The sequence below is a fragment of the Nostoc sp. FACHB-190 genome, from assembly GCF_014696905.1.
Lineage (GTDB): Bacteria > Cyanobacteriota > Cyanobacteriia > Cyanobacteriales > Nostocaceae > Nostoc_B.
Genome location: NZ_JACJQW010000014.1, coordinates 46639 through 63890, shown reverse-complemented (window position 1 = coordinate 63890; position 17252 = coordinate 46639). Strand labels below are relative to the sequence as shown.

At 42.4% G+C, this 17252-nt stretch carries 10 protein-coding genes; 6 read left to right on the top strand and 4 right to left on the bottom strand.

What is annotated here, in order from left to right; all coding sequences use genetic code 11:
- Positions 1 to 257: 257 nt before the first annotated feature.
- Entirely contained in the window at positions 258 to 1106 is an 849-nt protein-coding gene (locus H6G28_RS16720; RefSeq protein WP_190672422.1) for a helix-turn-helix domain-containing protein, read from the bottom strand.
- A gap of 181 nt (positions 1107 to 1287) precedes the next feature.
- Between H6G28_RS16720 and H6G28_RS16715 the strand changes: the two genes are divergently transcribed.
- The 4 genes from H6G28_RS16715 to H6G28_RS16700 all read left to right on the top strand — a co-directional run bounded on the left by H6G28_RS16715 (position 1288) and on the right by H6G28_RS16700 (position 10471).
- Positions 1288 to 2172: an alpha/beta hydrolase gene (locus tag H6G28_RS16715; protein WP_190672419.1), complete on the top strand. Its 885-nt coding sequence runs from the start codon at positions 1288 to 1290 to the stop codon at positions 2170 to 2172.
- A gap of 300 nt (positions 2173 to 2472) precedes the next feature.
- Entirely contained in the window at positions 2473 to 3528 is a 1056-nt protein-coding gene (locus H6G28_RS16710) for a helix-turn-helix domain-containing protein (protein WP_190672416.1), read from the top strand.
- A 156-nt stretch (positions 3529 to 3684) separates the two neighbouring features.
- A complete protein-coding gene (gene bioF / locus H6G28_RS16705) occupies positions 3685 to 4857 on the top strand; it encodes an 8-amino-7-oxononanoate synthase (protein WP_190672413.1) in 1173 nt (390 codons plus the stop codon).
- 568 nt (positions 4858 to 5425) lie between these two features.
- Positions 5426 to 10471, top strand: a complete 5046-nt coding sequence (locus H6G28_RS16700; protein ID WP_190672410.1) for a PAS domain S-box protein — start codon at positions 5426 to 5428, stop codon at positions 10469 to 10471.
- Positions 10472 to 10707: 236 nt separating this feature from the next.
- On the opposite strand, the gene H6G28_RS16695 is transcribed toward H6G28_RS16700, so the two are convergent.
- From H6G28_RS16695 to H6G28_RS16685, 3 genes are all read right to left on the bottom strand, one after another.
- Entirely contained in the window at positions 10708 to 11925 is a 1218-nt protein-coding gene (locus H6G28_RS16695; protein ID WP_190592232.1) for an ABC transporter permease, read from the bottom strand.
- Positions 11926 to 12083: 158 nt separating this feature from the next.
- Positions 12084 to 13550 (bottom strand): efflux RND transporter periplasmic adaptor subunit, encoded by a 1467-nt coding sequence (locus H6G28_RS16690; RefSeq protein ID WP_190672407.1) that lies wholly within the window; start codon positions 13548 to 13550, stop codon positions 12084 to 12086.
- 577 nt (positions 13551 to 14127) lie between these two features.
- The gene (locus H6G28_RS16685) at positions 14128 to 14757 is read right to left on the bottom strand and encodes a PEP-CTERM sorting domain-containing protein (protein ID WP_190592234.1); all 630 of its coding nucleotides are present in this window, start codon (positions 14755 to 14757) and stop codon (positions 14128 to 14130) included.
- 680 nt (positions 14758 to 15437) lie between these two features.
- Here H6G28_RS16685 and H6G28_RS16680 point away from each other — a divergent pair.
- Together H6G28_RS16680 and H6G28_RS16675 are read left to right on the top strand one after the other, a co-directional pair.
- Positions 15438 to 16181 carry a tetratricopeptide repeat protein gene (locus H6G28_RS16680; RefSeq protein WP_190672404.1) on the top strand — a complete coding sequence of 248 codons (744 nt, stop codon included), beginning with the start codon at positions 15438 to 15440 and terminating at the stop codon, positions 16179 to 16181.
- A 123-nt stretch (positions 16182 to 16304) separates the two neighbouring features.
- Positions 16305 to 17189 (top strand): SDR family oxidoreductase, encoded by an 885-nt coding sequence (locus tag H6G28_RS16675; RefSeq protein WP_190672401.1) that lies wholly within the window; start codon positions 16305 to 16307, stop codon positions 17187 to 17189.
- Positions 17190 to 17252: the final 63 nt, after the last annotated feature.

Here is a 17252-nt window from a genome sequence, read left to right as displayed (position 1 = left end):
GTGTGAGGGTTTTGAACACCTAAAACTCTAGGGGAAATTCAAAAGTCATAGGACTTACGCAGTAAGACGAAATGTCAAGGGTGTATGGGTATAGGGGTGTATGTATCTAAAACTCTTACACCCCATACCCTTTCACCCCTAAACCCAACCTCCACAGACAATCTTGGTGCGTAAGTCCTGAGTAAAATAATTTTTGACTTTTAACTTTTGACTTTTGACTTAATTTTGCCCTTACACCCTCTCCCAAACCCTTAAAACTATTGAGCGTTGACTTTGGGCTGTTGACTGTTGACTTGGGGAGTGAATGTGACTTCCTTGATTTTCCCGGAAGTTCCCAAGGGTTTTGCTGGTTGATTGTTGACAGAAACCAAGACAACACCTGCATTTCCAGAACGTACAGTCAACTGTTTTTTAGCTGTCCAGGTTTTGCGTTGTCCTTTGTTTAAGTTACCGACAAATTCAGTTTTACCGTCTACGTTCACTTGTAACCAAGATTTACCTTGAAGTTCTAAGGTAACGGCGACAGCCTGACTCAAATTATCTTTGGAGGGTGCAATCACCGCTAGGGGAGTTGGGGGATTTTCGGCTGGTGCTTGATTAGTTGACGGTAAAGATTCTGTTTTAGGTAAGGGTGCAGATTGAGATAAGGCTGCTGTTGTTTTTTTAGATGTTCCTAAGTTAAGTTTTTTAACGAAAGATTCGGCAGAAAATTGGGGATTAAGTACATACATAAGCCCACCAGCCGCCACTAATAATAAAACGGTGTAAGGAATGAATAGTGGTAAAGAAAATTTACGTTTCGAGGCTGCTTTGTGACCAGAGTTTTTCTCAACTACGGAAGGATGAACTTCAGTGGAAAAAGTTTTAGCTAAGGAAGCACCATCTAAGCCGATCACATCTGCATAACGACGGATAAAGCCTTGAATATATACAGGTTCGGGTAGTTCATCGAATTTGCCTGTATCTAAAGCCTTTAAGCAAGCAAGGCGAATATTGGTTTTAATTGCTACCTGCTCTAGTTGAATAGATTTTTCCTGTCTGACTTGTTTTAAAGTTTTACTTATTTCTTGCAACTGTTCTTTTTGAACGTCTTCTAAGAGGCTCACGACCTTCTCCTACAATTAACTTATGTTTACTATTTAACGGAAGAATTACTAAATTTCCGGCTCCTGAATTCTGACTGCTGAATTCTTCTTCAAGAATCCCAAATTGTTTTTGACTCTATACTCTATACGAAAACAACGAAAACTGCTATACAAGTAATTTTTAAAGCATAAAATTACCCGTATGAAAATACGCAAGCAGCAATTGTTATTTTTATTTAAGTTTAAGTCGTTACTTGCTTTTGGAATCGTGACTGCGATCGCCTACTGTAGCATCAGTCTATTTCTGTTTTTCCAGCAACCCAGGTTCATCTTTTTTCCCTCCACTGTGATTGAAAAGACACCAGACTTGTTCAATTTGCCTTATCAAGAAGTCTGGATACCTGTAAAAACTAGCTTGGGAAAGGTCGAAAAAATCCATGCTTGGTGGATTCCAGCCAAGCAGCCCAATGCCAAGGTGTTGTTATATCTGCACGGGAATGGCCTGAATATTGGCGCAAATATAGCGCATAGCCAGCGATTTCATCAACTGGGATTTTCCGTGTTGCTGATTGATTATCGGGGATATGGTCGCAGTCAAGGCGAGTTTCCCAATGAAATGAGAGTCTATCAAGATGCTGCTACCGCGTGGCAATATCTGACGCAGCAACAGCAAATTCCCCCCCAGCAAATTTTTATTTATGGTCATTCTTTGGGTGGTGCGATCGCTATTGATTTGGCAGTGAAACACCCCGAAGCGGCTGGATTAATTGTAGAAAGCTCTTTTTCATCCATGCGCGAAATCATCTCTACTCGCAAATGGTTTTCCGTCTTTCCCATCGATTTAATTTTGACACAGCGTTTTGACTCAATCAAAAAAGTGCCACAGTTGCAAATGCCAGTTTTATTTATTCACGGCACTGCTGATTCCACTGTACCTGCTTACATGAGCCAAAAACTTTATGATGCTGCCCCTGAACCCAAACAGCTAATTTTGGTTCCCAATGCTGACCATAACAATACAGCTGTAGTTTCTGGTGGTAAATATCTGCAATGGGTAGAGTCATTTGTTCAAAAGGTGCGGAATTAGTCAAGACTTACGTACAAAGATTGTCTGTGGAGATTGGGTGTATGGGTGAAAGGGTTTTGAGTACTTACACCCTAATCTAAAACCTTAATTTTTCGTTTTTTACGTAAGTTCTATTAACTTGATAAATATCTCTCACCGTAATATTACTTGGTTCTTAATCTTGCCTTTAGCCCCTTTGCTTAACATACCTAAAATAACCAAAAATATACGGTTTTATAGATAAATATCCTGATGTCATATTTAAACCGCCGGAGAATTTATACAAATAGACTTCTTGCGGTATGGGGAGTAATTTGTATTATGACTATGGCACCTGCATATTTATTTAAAATTCTGGGAAATCCTACCATTGAGATTTCGCAAGCAGAACTGCGATCGCTACTAGGTGAAATTGAGACTCAACTTCATCGCAGTCAAGTTTATCGTCAAGCCTTGGCTAAACTACAAACATTACTTGGTTCTTCCGAAGAAGCCAAAAATTTATTTAAAGCTATCGGTAGGGAAGCTATCGGTTTGGCATTCCAGAACTTTGCCCATCACGCAAAAGTCGCAGATAGCAATCAACAAACAAACACAGAACCAGAAAAATCTAGTAATGTTGCTAATAGTATTCCTAGCAATCATCTAAATCAGCAACCAACAAATACAGATGTATTATCAACATCTTTAGTAACAGAAGATACCAGTAAAGCCGTTACCCAAAATCCTGAAAATTCAGCTAAAAAACATCCCATACCAAAACTCATGAACTGGCTGCAACCGAATCAAAAAAAAGCAAATGTTGAACTAGCCCAGCAACAATTAGCCGCCCAACGTTTAGCAATCATGAGTCAAATTGGTCAACAATTACGCCAAGCCCGTGAAGCTAGAGGTTTTTGTTTGAGAGATTTGAGTATCTTCACTCACTTACCAACTCATCAAATGGAAGCAGTCGAAAACGGCGACTTAGAATCATTACCAGAGGATATTTTAGTTAGAGGATTTATCCGGGTGATGGGTAATGCTTTGGGACTCAACGGTACAAGTTTGGCTAACTCTTTACCAATGGTTAATACTGTTCCATCCGTTCTACCTTCTTGGTCTCAGTCTAAACATAATTCCCCTAGTATGGGGTTAGAACTAAGACCGATACATTTATATTTAGGCTATACAGCCCTGGTAGCTGGGACAGTGGGAGGTTTATCTGTCATGTCTCAACCGGGAAAAATTGACACCACTGTTAATCCTGATGCTAGTTCGTCTTCGCCTGTTTCTCAGACAAATAAAAATCCTGAACCCAATGCGAAACCAGGTATTAAGTCAAGTGCTGCGGGAATTAGTGTCGGTTCAGATATTGCCCCACCGGAAGCATTGTAATTAAGCGTGCTGAGTGCTGAGAGGGGGGAGACAAGGTAGAGGGGGTAGACAAGGTAGAAAGATTGCTTCCTTGTCTCCCGTGTCCCCCGTGTCTCTCTTGTCCCCTCGCCCCCCACCTACACAGTGATAATATATCTTTGTAATTAAAATTCCCTTATGACACCAGACCCTTATGCTTGGATAGAAGAATCGTTAGCAACAATCCATCGGGCGGACTGGTATCGTGCAGTACAAGCTTTAAGCGATCGCCCTGGTGCAACGGTGGTGTTGGCGGGGCGAGAGGTAATTAATTTTGCCAGTAATGATTATTTGGGTTTGGCTGGGGATGAAAGGTTAATTGCTGCTGCTACAGCCGCCACCAGAGAATTTGGGACTGGTAGTACAGGTTCTCGATTACTCAGTGGGCATCGGCAATTACACCGAGATTTAGAAAAAGCGATCGCATCTCTCAAACAAACTGAAGATGCAATTGTCTTTAGTTCAGGATATCTGGCAAACTTGGGAGCGATCGCAGCTGTTGTTGGGAAACGCGATTTAATTCTTTCTGACCAGTACAATCATTCCAGCCTGAAAAATGGTGCCATTCTCAGTGGGGCAACCATCACAGAATATCCCCATTGTGATGTTGTGGCTTTAAAAACTCAACTCAGCCAACAACGGCAAAACTACCGTCGTTGTTTAATTATTACCGATAGCGTCTTTAGTATGGATGGGGATTTATGTCCCTTGCCAACATTGTTAGCGATCGCGGAAGAATTTAACTGTATGCTGCTAGTTGATGAAGCCCACGCGACTGGGGTAATAGGTCAAACTGGCGCGGGGTGTGTGGAATTTTTTGGCTGTACTGGTAAGCAGTTAATTCAAATTGGCACTTTAAGCAAAGCTTTAGGTAGTTTAGGTGGTTATGTTGCTGGCAATGCTCACTTAATTGATTTTTTACGCAATCGCGCCCCGACTTGGATTTACACCACAGGACTTTCCCCCGCCGATACCGCCGCAGCCTTAGCCGCAATTCATATTATCCAACAAGAACCCCAACCGCGAATGCAATTGTGGCGTAATGTCGATTACCTCAAAAATCTAATGCAGCAGCAATTACCCCAACTGAAGTTATTACCAACAGAATCACCTATACTTTGTTTTCAATTACCCAGCCCCACTGATGCACTCCGGGTTGGTAAGCACCTCAAAGATGCAGGTATTTTTGCCCCCGCAATTCGTCCACCCACAGTCCCAACCAGTCGCATTAGAATTTCTGTTATGGCTACCCATCAAACACAGCATATAGAAGCATTAGTCGCAGGCTTGAAAAATAGGGATTTGGTTTGATGTTTGAATGGGTGCATCCCAGTTTTTATTTAGCAACTAAAGAATAAAAGTCATTGCGAGGAGGGACGACGAAGCAATCGCATGGTTTTGTTCTTAGTGCGAGACTTTGCGATTGCTTCACTTCACTTCGTTACGTTCGCAATGACATACAAAAAAGTGGGATGCTCCCTGTTTAAATTTAGTCATCAGCAATGGGAACAAATATCTCACAATAGGAATCATCTGGAATTAGCTAATCAAAAATTAGTGACAATTTGACTTTTGCTCAAGCAAGATTTTACATTTTATAGCAAGCCTACTGTTTATCAATAATTTAAGACCGCTATCCTTTAAGATAAATTGAGAATAATGAATTTGTTTAAATTTACTAAATCAATGTAAAGAAAGTATTATCCTATTAAATTTTATTGAAAAATACATACAATATTTTGGGAAAATTGACTACTATCGAAAGACATTTTTTTGCTAAAAAAATGATCTATCTCCAGATAAATGTCGAAAAATTGCAAACTAGCTTAGGGTATGTATAGCCCCCCGCCACAAGTTTTGGTTGTTTGCAATTGTTTTCATGCCCTACATTCATTATTCGCATTTACTACGTTATGGCTTTGTGGTGGTAGTTGTCGCCACAGCACTAGTAATTATGCTCTTGCTTGACCCCATATTAGACATGAAGGGAACACCATTCCTACTATTTTTTAGTGCTGTAATGGTGAGTGCTTGGTATGGTGGTTTGAAATCAGGACTGTTAGCAACCTTCTTGTCAGCAATATTAAGCGATTACTTTTTTCTTTCCCAACATTACACAGTCGGGTTAAGTTTACCTAATGGTGTAAAAATACTGTTATTTGCGTTACAAGGATTACTATTTAGTTTTCTGTCTGAAGAATTAAGGCACGCGAAACGTAAAGCAGAAATTAATCTCCAGAAACTAAAAATTAGTGAAGAACGATTTCGCGTCGCCTTGAGTAATTCAGATATTGTCGTGTTTCAGCAAGACCGCGATTTTCGTTATCAATGGGTTCATAATCTACAGGGTATAGATACAGTTGCAGCCGTGTTAGGCAGAACTGATTATGAACTTTTCCCCACGGCAATAGCACAACAATTGATGAAAATTAAACGTCAGGCGGTAGAACAAGGTATTTCCACCCGTGAGGAAGTTTGTCTGAGTCTTGGGGAAGAAGTGATTTATTATGACTTGCTAGTGGAACCCCTCACCGGTGGCGAAGGTGGTGTGACTTGTGTGGGCGTAAATATTACAGAACGCAAGCAAACAGAACTAGAAAAAGCCAAGTTACAAAGCACACTCCAGCAAGCCCTCCAACAAAAAGAAGAATCTTTAGCTTTACTGAATACTTGGTTAACTAGTTCCCCCGTAGCATTGGCATTTCTTGATACTGAATTACGCTATGTGTATGCTAATGAAGCTTTAGCAGCTATCAACGGTATACCTCTAAGTCAACATATTGGTCGTACTCTACAAGAAATCTTACCGGAATGGGCGGGGCGATTAGAACCAGTGTTTCAGCAAGTAATTCAAACGCGCCAACCATTACTGAACCAAGAAGTTAGCGGCGAAACTCATCCGCCTGGGGTATATCGCCAAAGTTTAGTTAGCTACTATCCTGTTAGCTTACCCGATGGAAAGTTGCTGGGTGTGGGAGTTACTGGTGTTGAAATTACACCAATCAAACAAGCTGAACAAGCATTGCGAGACAGCGAAGCTAAGTTTCGCAGTGTGGTTGAGTCTAATATGATTGGAATTGGCTTTTGGGAACAAGATGGCAAAATTACAGATGCTAATGATGCCTTGCTGAAGATGTTGGGTTACAGCCGCGAAGATTTATTTAGTGGAGAATTGGACTGGCGAAATTTGACACCTGCTGAGTATCTTTATCTTGATGAACAAGCACTCATACAACTTCAAAACAGTTCCTTTTCCACTCCTTATGAAAAAGAATATATCCGCAAAGATGGGACTCGCTTACCAGTGTTAATTGGTAGCAGTCATTTTGAGGGAACTTCAGACAGAGGCGCTTTTTTTGTTATTGATATTACAGAACGTAAGCAGGCGGAAGAGCAACTACGCTACATTGCGGAAATCAGTAGTTTACTGTCTACTTCTTTAGATTATGAGGAAACTTTACAGCAAATTGCCAAAATCTCTGTGCCACAATTAGCTGACTGGTGTAGTGTAGAGATTTTGACGGATGATGGTTCACTGCGGCGTTTACCTGTGGCTTATGCCGATCCTGCTCAGGCGGAGTTAGCGCAACAACTCCAAGAATATGTGCCGAATTTGTCAGGTATACATCCGATCGCTAGAGTACTGCAAACAGGCAAACCAGAATTAATCGCTCAAGTCACTGATGCAATGTTAGTTGCCTCAACGCAAAACGCCGAACATTTAGAAATTATCCGTCAGCTAGGGGCGAAGTCGGCAATGGTGGTGCCATTAATCGCCCACAAGCGAGTTTTGGGTTGTATTACCTTTGCGATCGCGCAATCAAATCGTTGTTACGATGAAACTGATTTAAATTTAGCCACAGATGTAGCTTATCGCGCTGCCTTAGCAGTGGAAAATGCCCAACTTTATCGAGATAATCATCAAGCGTTAATTAATTATGCCGAATCTCTAGCACTGTTAGATGCACTGTTAGCAGGCGCACCTGTGGCAGTTTGCTTTTTAGATCAAGAACTACGCTATATCAGAATTAATCAAGTTTTAGCTGACATTAACGGTTTCCCTGTAGAAGCCCATCTGGGGCGGAAATTTAGCGAGATGTTCCCCAGGATGGCAACGCAATTTGAAGCGCAATTACAACAGGTGTTAGAAACTGGCGAACCCCTGCTGAATGTGGAAATTAGCGGGGAAGTACCAGGCAAACCAGGAATATACAGCTATTGGTTGGGTAATTATTATCCAGTCCGCAATGCTTTAAATGAAACTGTGGGGATTGGAATTATTTTCTCGGATGTCACAGCCACCAAAGTTGCGGAAATTGCTTTGCGTGAAAGTGAATCGAGATTCCGCGCTATGTTCAACCAAGCCGCAGTCGGTATTGCTTTGGTAGGGTTGAATGGTCAATTTTTGCAAGTAAATCCGGCATTGTGTGAGATTACTGGCTATAGCCAAGCCGAATTAATGCAGATGAACTTTCAAAATATCACCCACCCTGACGACTTAGCCGATGATTTAGCCCAGGCTGGGAGAGTTTTAGCAAAGGAAATTAATGGTTACTCTTTAGAAAAACGCTACATTCGCAAAGATGGTTCCCCGGTTTGGGTAAATCTGACTTCTTCGGCTGTTTGGGATATTCATGGACAAGCCAAGTATGCAGTCGGCATTATCGAAGATATCAGCGAACGCAAACAAGCCGAACTCGCGCAAAACTTTTTAGTCGAAGCCAGTAGCTTACTAGCCGCCTCCCTAGATTATCAAGTCACTCTCCATAATGTGGCTAATTTGGTAGTGCCTACCTTAGCTGATTGGTGTGTTGTCCATGTGCTGGGGGAAGATTATACGATTCAACAAATCGCAATGGTGGCGACGCTTCCGGCTAAACAAGAAATCCTCTCAGAACTGCGCCGACGTTATCCCCCCAAATACGAAGACAACAGTCCGTTTCGAGAAACCTTATTACGCGGCGCATCAGTCTTTTATCCCGAATTTCCATCCCAAATTCTTCCCCAACTTGCTGAAGACGCAGAACATCTACAGTTACTCCAAAGCCTGGGTACAAGTTCTTTAATCATTATTCCCCTACATTTGCGCGGGGAAATATTGGGCATAATTTCTTTAGCAAGAGGTAAATCTAGTTGTGCTTATAATTCCGCAGATTTGGCATTAGCAGAAGATTTAGCCCATCGTGCGGCGACGGCGATTGATAACGCCAGACTTTACCAAAAAACCCAGCAGGCAAAACAAGCAGCCGAATTAGCCGTTAGTCGCACTGTGCGTTTACAAAGAATTACCGCCGCCCTTTCCGAAGCTATCACCCCGCAACAAGTGGCTGATGTGCTGGTGAATCAGGGAATTGCGGCGTTAGGTGCGAGTGCGGGTTCTGTGAGTTTGTTAGTAGAACATGGCAGTTATTTGAAAGTTGTGCAAGCCACTGGCTATCCAGAATCAGTACTGGATGCTTGGAAAACTTTTCCGGTAACAGCAGCTGTCCCTTTAGCGGAAACCGTGCGAACAGGCAAAGCAATTTTTCTCGAAAGTCCAGCCGCCTTAGCCGCTAATTATCCCCACTTAGCCGATTTACCATCGGTGACAGGAAATTCTGCCTTTGCTTGTGTTCCCTTAATTGTAGAAAAACAAGTAATTGGGGCATTAGGATGGAGTTTTGCCACTACCCAAATTTTTTCCGAAGCTGATCAAGGATTTATGTTGACATTGGGGCAGCAATGTGGTCAAGCGATCGCCCGCGCCCAACTCTACGAAGCCGAACGCCTTGCCCGTTCCGAAGCCGAAACCGCCAACCGCATCAAAGATGAATTTCTGGCGGTGCTTTCCCATGAACTGCGAACTCCCCTCAACCCGATTTTAGGCTGGGCAAAATTACTCCGCACCCGCAAAAACGACGAAACCACAATATTGAGGGCTTTGGAAACCATTGAACGCAACGCCAAGTTACAAGCCCAACTGATTGAAGATTTATTAGATGTGTCGCGGATTTTGCGCGGTAAGTTAAGTCTGCATATCCGCACTGTAGATTTAAACAGCACCATTACCGCCGCCCTAGAAACAGTGCGTTTAGCCGCCGAAGCCAAATCAATTCAACTGCAAACCTCTCTGCCCCAGCAGAACGTTGAAGTGATGGGTGATGGCGATCGCTTGCAACAAATTGTCTGGAATTTGGTATCCAATGCCGTAAAATTTACACCATCAGCCGGACAGGTAGAAGTGCGCTTAGAACAAGTCGGGATGGAGGCGCAAATTCAAGTCGTTGATAACGGTAAGGGCATCACTCCAGAATTTTTACCCTACGTCTTTGAATACTTCCGCCAAGCCGATGGCAAAACCACCAGAGTCTTTGGTGGATTGGGATTAGGACTGGCAATTGTCCGCCATTTAGTAGAACTCCACGGTGGTATAGTCTGGGCAGAAAGTCCCGGTGAAGGACAAGGGGCAACTTTTACCGTGCGACTACCTCTGCATAAAAGTGCTGATGCCACCGAATTGAATCCTGAAACTGCACAGATGGACTTGGCAACCCAAGATTCATTATTGGCGGGAGTGCGAATTTTGTTTGTTGATGATCAATCTGATGTCTTGGAGTTTTTCAGCTTTGCCTTAGAACAGTATGGGGCAGAAGTGACAGCAGTTGCATCCGCCGCCGCCGCATTAGAAGCCCTAGTGCAGTTAGAGCCAGATATTTTACTTAGCGATATTGGAATGCCGATTATGGACGGGTATATGTTGCTACGGCAAGTTAGGCAATTACCCCAAGATAAATGCGGGCAAATTCCCGCGATCGCCCTCACAGCCTATGCTGGTGAAATCGACTATAAACAAGCAATAGCCGCAGGTTTTCAACGACATATCCCCAAACCCGTTGATCCCCTTGACTTAGCAATTGCGATCGCTAAACTGATTCGGCGGAAGTAAGGAGGGTAGTGGTTCGACTTCGCTCACCAACCGGGGCAGGGGGACAAGGGGGACAAGGGTGACAAGGGTGACAAGGGGGACAAGGAAGCAATATTTCTACCCCCTCTCCCTTGTCTACCCCCTCTCTCTTGTCTACTCCCTCACCCTTGTCTCCCCCCTCTCCCCTGTCTCCCCCCTCTCCCTTGTCTACTCCCTCTCAGCACGGGCTGAACGCCCCGCTACCGCTACAGCACTTCCTAAGCACTCCGCAATGCCACAATCGGGTCGAGTTTAGCTGCACGGCGGGCGGGAACGACACCAAAGAATAAACCGATCGCACCAGAAACACCGACGGCGGTAGCAATAGCTACAGGAGAAATCCCCGCTTCTAGGGGTGTCAGGCTGGCAACAATCATAATTCCACTGACACCAACGCCAGTTCCCAATAAACCACCAATTGCTGACACAATCACAGCTTCAATCATGAACTGGAGTAATATATCTTGTTCGGTTGCGCCAATGGCTTTTCTGAGTCCGATTTCTTGGGTGCGTTCGGTGACGGAAACCAGCATGATATTCATGATACCGATACCGCCGACGAATAGGGAGATACCCGCGATCGCCGCCAGCATAATTGTTAATGCACCTGTGATTTGTCCGACAGTTTGCAAAGCATCTTTTTGGGTACGGATAGTAAAGTCATCTTCACCGATGATTTTGTGGCGTTGGCGCAGCAAATTGGTAATTTGAAAAACGGCTGCATCTACGCTATCGGCGTTCTTAGCTGAGGCGACAATGTAACTTAACTCTAATCCATAGGGAGAAGTACGCCCGACAATGCGGTTTGCCATTGTAATTACCGGGATTAACGCCGCATCATCATAATCCACACCCAAATTTGAACCTTTGGCAACTAATACCCCAATCACCCGAAAACTCGTATTGTTGATGCGTAACTGCTGTCCCACAGGATTACTAGTGGCGAAAAGTCTTTGGGCTAATTTTGCCCCCAGCACCGCCACTTGGTTACTGCGTTTCATATCCACTTCTGAAAAGAACCGCCCTTTGTCGGTGGTAAAGTCGCGCACCGTCAAAAAGCTGGGAGTTGTACCAATAATATTGACATCGGTGTTTTTATTCCCTACCGTCACCACCTGCCGACTATTTAACTCCGCCGTCACATCTGCTATGGTTGGCACTTGAGTAGCGATCGCTCTGGCATCTTCTAAAACTAAAGTTTTTGGGGTATCACGGGAAATCCGCTCGGTTTCTTGATTACCAGGAATGACAAATAACACATTCGGCCCCAAAGATTCTAATTGTTTGGCAATGTATCTCTGTCCGCCTTCCCCAATACCAATCATGGCAATTACCGAAGCGTTACCAATCACTATCCCCAACATGGTGAGGGCGCTACGCAACTTATTCGACAGCAGGGTTTTGCCTGCCATTTGTACGCTTTCTAAGAAGTTCATAAGTAAGTAGAAAGTGCTTAGTTATATTAAAGTGCTGTTAGCGGTAGCGGGGCGTTCAGCCCGTGCTGAGTGTGGGGAGACAAGGTAGAGGGGGGAGACAAGGTAGAAAGATTGCTTCCTTGTCCCCCTTGTCCCCCTTGTCCCCCTTGTCCCCCATCTCAATTCTGCTGCTCTTGCGCCTTCTTGATTTTATAGTCCTGGGGTAAATCCACAAACACGCGATCGCCTGCTTCTACTCCTGATAAAACTTGAGTTTGGTCTTGAATTTGCGCTCCTGTTGTTACTTCCCGAAACTGGGGTTGATTTTTGGCATCGGGAATCAAGACACCAGTTTTACCTTTTTCGGTGACAATGGCTACTGTGGGTAATACTAAGGTGTTGCTGACGCGATCGCCTAAAAAAGTCAAATCGACATTTAAGCCAGAACGCAGTTTATCTATGCCTGTCTCTAAAGCTACGCGCACCTGAAACGATGTTACACCTTGTTCTACAACTGCTTCTGGTGCAATCAAGCGGACACGACCTTTAAAAACTTGATCAGGATAAGCATCAGCCACAATTTCGACTTCTTGTCCTACTTTCACTCGCCCAATATCAGCTTCGGGGATTTGGGCTAAAACTTCCAAGCCTTTAGCAACCGCCACAATCGAACTAGAAGTTGCTGATGCGCTGCTAGAAGCAGAGGTGGTTGGTGTCACAAATGCACCGATATTCGCATACTTTTGCGTCACAATCCCTGCAAAGGGGGCGCGAATCACAGTTTCTTCAATTTTGACATTAGCTGCTGCTAACTGTGCTTGGGCAGCTTTAACGGCGGCTTGGCGTTGGGCAATTTCTTCTTTACGTGTACCATTTTCTAATAAAACTAAAGCGGCTCTGGCTTCGGTGACGGCAGCTTCTTTCATGTCAATTTCTTCGCTGCGGGAGCCACTTTCCATCAATGATAACCGCCGACGCGCTTCTTCTAAATTAGCTTTAGCAGATTTATCATCACTCACTGCTTGGTCTAGTGACTGCTTTTTTTCTGCGCCTTGTTGGTAAAGATATTGGTAACGTTTAACTTGTTCGGAGGTGTAATTTACCCTGGCTTGGGCTGCATCTACTTGGGCTTGCACTTGAGAAATTTCTTGGGGACGATTCCCGGCACGCGCTTGGGCTAACTGGGCTTCGGCTTGTCGCAACCGCGCCCTCGCTTGAGTGATTTCTTGGGGACGGTTCCCGGCTAAGGCTTGATCTAACTGCGCTTGGGCTTGGGCTAAGTTGGCGCGATATTGCAGAATTTGGGCTTGTAAATCGCCTACATCCATTCTGGCGATCACTTGATTTTGTTCTACGCGATCGCCTTGTTCCACATATAATTCTGCCAGCACCCCAGGATTTTTCGGACTAATATTTACACTCTGCACAGGTACAACCTTACCACTGGCAGTAATTTTTAAAGTTACATTTTTTGCTTCTACAGGTACAGTTAGTTGTGTAATATCTTGCTCACTTGTTCCACGATTCACCACATTGACTGTACTCGTAACACCCGCCACAACAGCACCCGTGGCTATCAACCCAATTAGCCAGCGATATGGGTGATAAACTTTGCCAATCACGGGAACTTCTATGTAAGTGTTCATAATTACGGTCTAATCTATACTTTGAGGCTAGGTGAATCGCTATTGAGAACGCTGTCAGAAATTAATTAACGTTCCTTAATACTAGTCTCTAGTAATTTTAACCGCCTTCACCTAAATGGGTGAAATGGGAGGCTGTTAAGCATTTACTTTACCTCACTGGAATGAGAACCCGCTATATTCCAATACGGTTCAGTTAGTGAAATTTAAAAATTACAGATCCCCCTAAATCCCCCTTTTTAAGGGGGACTTTTATTCTTGTTCCCCCCTTTTTCAAGGCAGGACTGTTTCATTTTCGAGAGTAAAATCTCCAACCCTATTTTTTCGTTCGTTGATAACGAATATCGAAGCAAAAGAGAACGAGATTACAAAGCTTACACTTTTTTCCTTTTTAGAATGAAACAGTCCTGCCTTTTTCAAGGGGGGTTAGGGGGGATCAAAACCTTAACTGAACCGTATTGCGCTATATTCACAAAAAAAGCCGCTTGTAATGCGGCTAAATGACCAAAAATATTATTGTATAGATGATTCCTCTACTAAAAGATAGAAATGGTTTTTCAATCTTTTAGTAGTGGAAAAACTATACTTTTACCAAAGCTTTTTGTTTACGCTTCATCCACAATCCGAAACCAGAACCAATAACCACACCACCAAGGGTCAACGGTTCAGGTACAGGTGTAGCGTTGTTAGCCTGTAGACTGGTAGCTGTAATACCAGCAAAGGACGGGGCACGGCTACGACTATACTGTATGAAATTTGTGCTACCTATTCCAGTAAATCCACGCCCAAATCCTAACACCAACTGGCTAACGGTGGTAGAACTCTGTACAAACGCTAATGCCTCTGCAATTTGAGGCTGCACGCCAACCTGGAATTCTATAATCCCAGCTATGTTTGTGCTGTTGTTCAGTGGGCTAGAAGGATTGCCCAAGTTATTGAACAATCTGTCAATAACTGTTCCTGAAGTGTTTGTGAGCGTTATATCCCATTCAGATAAAATAACTTGACGTACGGATGAGTTTAATGGTAATTGATTCTGATCTACTATGTAGTAACCACTAGCACTACCGTTACTACCAAAATCTACGCTAAGTTCATATCTTTGCAAATTTATCGCACTAGCAGGAGAAATCCCCACAGTTGCCAGTATACCAACACCAATCGATGCTATCGCTGCCGATTGGAATATATTCTTGAGAGATTTGATCATCGTTATTCAATCCTGAAAACAAGATTTCAAGTAATGAGAATAAAATGTAAAAATGGCGTTTTTACCTGCATAAATTCCTAATTAGACAATTAACATAAAATCGCATTCATAATTTTTGTTTACGATAATTTGTTTATTGTTATTTTAATTATTTATGACAAGATAAATAATAGATAATGCCTTTTTTACATCTAAGAGGAATGGTGTCATTTCAGCCGATAAAAAGCAATAGGAAAAGTATATCTTTAATTAAAAATTAAAAATCCATAACAAGGTGATATGTGTGAAATTACTTTGTACAAGAGTATTGCAGTATTTTGAGTAATTATACTAGTAGTATTTTCTTCCAGGTTTTACTGCGATTACTTTATAAAAACTTTACATTTTTACTAAATGTAACCTCGATATATAAAAATTTGTGAAAAAATATAGGATTTACGCATAAAAACGAAAAATCAAGGGTTTGGGTAAGGGTGTAGGGGTACAGGGGAGGTGTATGTATCTAAAACCCTTATGCCACTACAGATAATTTCAAAAATCAAACCCGATGCCTGTAGTGAATGGCAAAATTGAGTAATTGCCCAGATAAGCAAATTAATAAAAAAACAACAGTCTTTTATGATACTATTAAGAATTATCAAAATGATTTAAGATCAAATCTAGAGTTCTGTAGGTACAGCATGGTCTTTTGGCGCTGCATAGCTGCCTCTGGCTTAATTGTTTGCTTGATATCTGGTTGCAATAGCAAAGCCCAGTCATCAATCAAAAATACTCAGCAAGTGGTACAAGAAATTAATGTTTCCCAGTTGCTGACAGAAGCAAAGACGAATCAAAAGGCAGAAGATTTATTTCATCAGGGCAATAAATTATTAGATGCACAAAAATACCAAGATGCCATAGCAGTTTATGATAAAGCGATCGCCCTCAATCCAGAAAGTGCAGATGCTTGGATTAACAGAGGTATAGCTTTAACAAAGTTGCAAAAACATACAGACGCACTAGCATCTTACGATCAGGCGATCGCCATCAAGTCTGATAAAGATGAAGCTTGGTACAATCGAGGCAATGCTTTAGCCTCCTTGCAAAGTTACCCAGCCGCAGTTGCAGCTTATGATCAAGCGATCGCCATTAAACCAGATAAACAAGAAGCCTGGATTAACCGAGGCATAGCCTTGACAAAATTACAGCGTTATCCAGAAGCACTAGCATCTTATGACAAGGCGATCGCCATTAACCCAAACAAGCCAGAAGCCTATTACAATCGAGCTTGTACTTATGCCTTACAAAATAAAGTAGACTTAGCCGTTGCAAACTTAAAAGTCGCCACTCGCCTCGTTCCCGAAAAATACCAACAATTAGCAAAAACCGACCCAGATTTTAAGAAAGTACGTAATGATCAAAGATTTCAAAAGTTAATTCAATAGCAGATTTTGTTAACCATTTTGTATAAGTTTTTATCTGTTTGCTGTTGCAAGTTACAGGGTATGATTTGGATTAACTAAATCTAATCTCTGCGTTGCTTTGCTGCTTGCAATCAAAAATCATATATGAAAAAACTATTGATTACCGGAGCCAGTGGCTTTTTAGGATGGCATCTTTGCCAACTAGCAAAACCAGAATGGGAAGTTTATGGGATTTATAACTCTCATTTGCTAGAGATTCCGGGAATCAAAATGGTGAAAGTTGATTTAACAGACTTTGAGGAATTAAAACAACTATTTATCACAATTCATCCAGACGCAGTTATTCACACAGCAGCCCACTCACAACCCAATTTTTGCCAAATTCATCCGCAAGAATCACACCTCATCAATGTCACCGCATCTTGCAACATTGCTGGACTTTGTGCAGATGACTCCATTGCTTGTGCATTTACATCTACAGATCAAGTCTTTAACGGCTTAAATGCTCCTTATCATGAAGCTTCACCCGTATGCCCCATCAATATTTATGGTGAGCAGAAAGTCATGGCTGAAATGGGTATGTTAGAGCGATATCCTATAACTGCAATTTGCCGAATGCCTTTACTGTTTGGCGGTGCGACACCCACAGCCCAGAGTTTTATTCAACCATTTATTAAAACTTTAAAGGAAGAAAAAGAATTAAATTTATTTATTGATGAATTTCGCACACCAGCCAGTGCAATAACAGCCGCTAAAGGACTATTGTTAGCTTTACAAAAAGTTAATGGCATCATTCATTTAGGAGGGAAAGAGCGAATTTCACGTTATGACTTTGGACAGTTATTAGTAGAAGTCTTTCAACTACCATCTACAAGTATAAAAGGCTGCCGACAACAAGATGTCAAAATGTCCGCACCCAGGCCAGCCGATGTTTCTTTAGATAGTTCTCAAGCCTTCAGTTTAGGATATCAACCTTTATCTATCAAAGAAGAATTACAGATCATTGCTCAGTATCAGAATTATCTTTGATATCTGATAAGTTGTTACAACTCCCTACTTCCAGGGTGAACAAATATAGCAGTCTTATTTGAG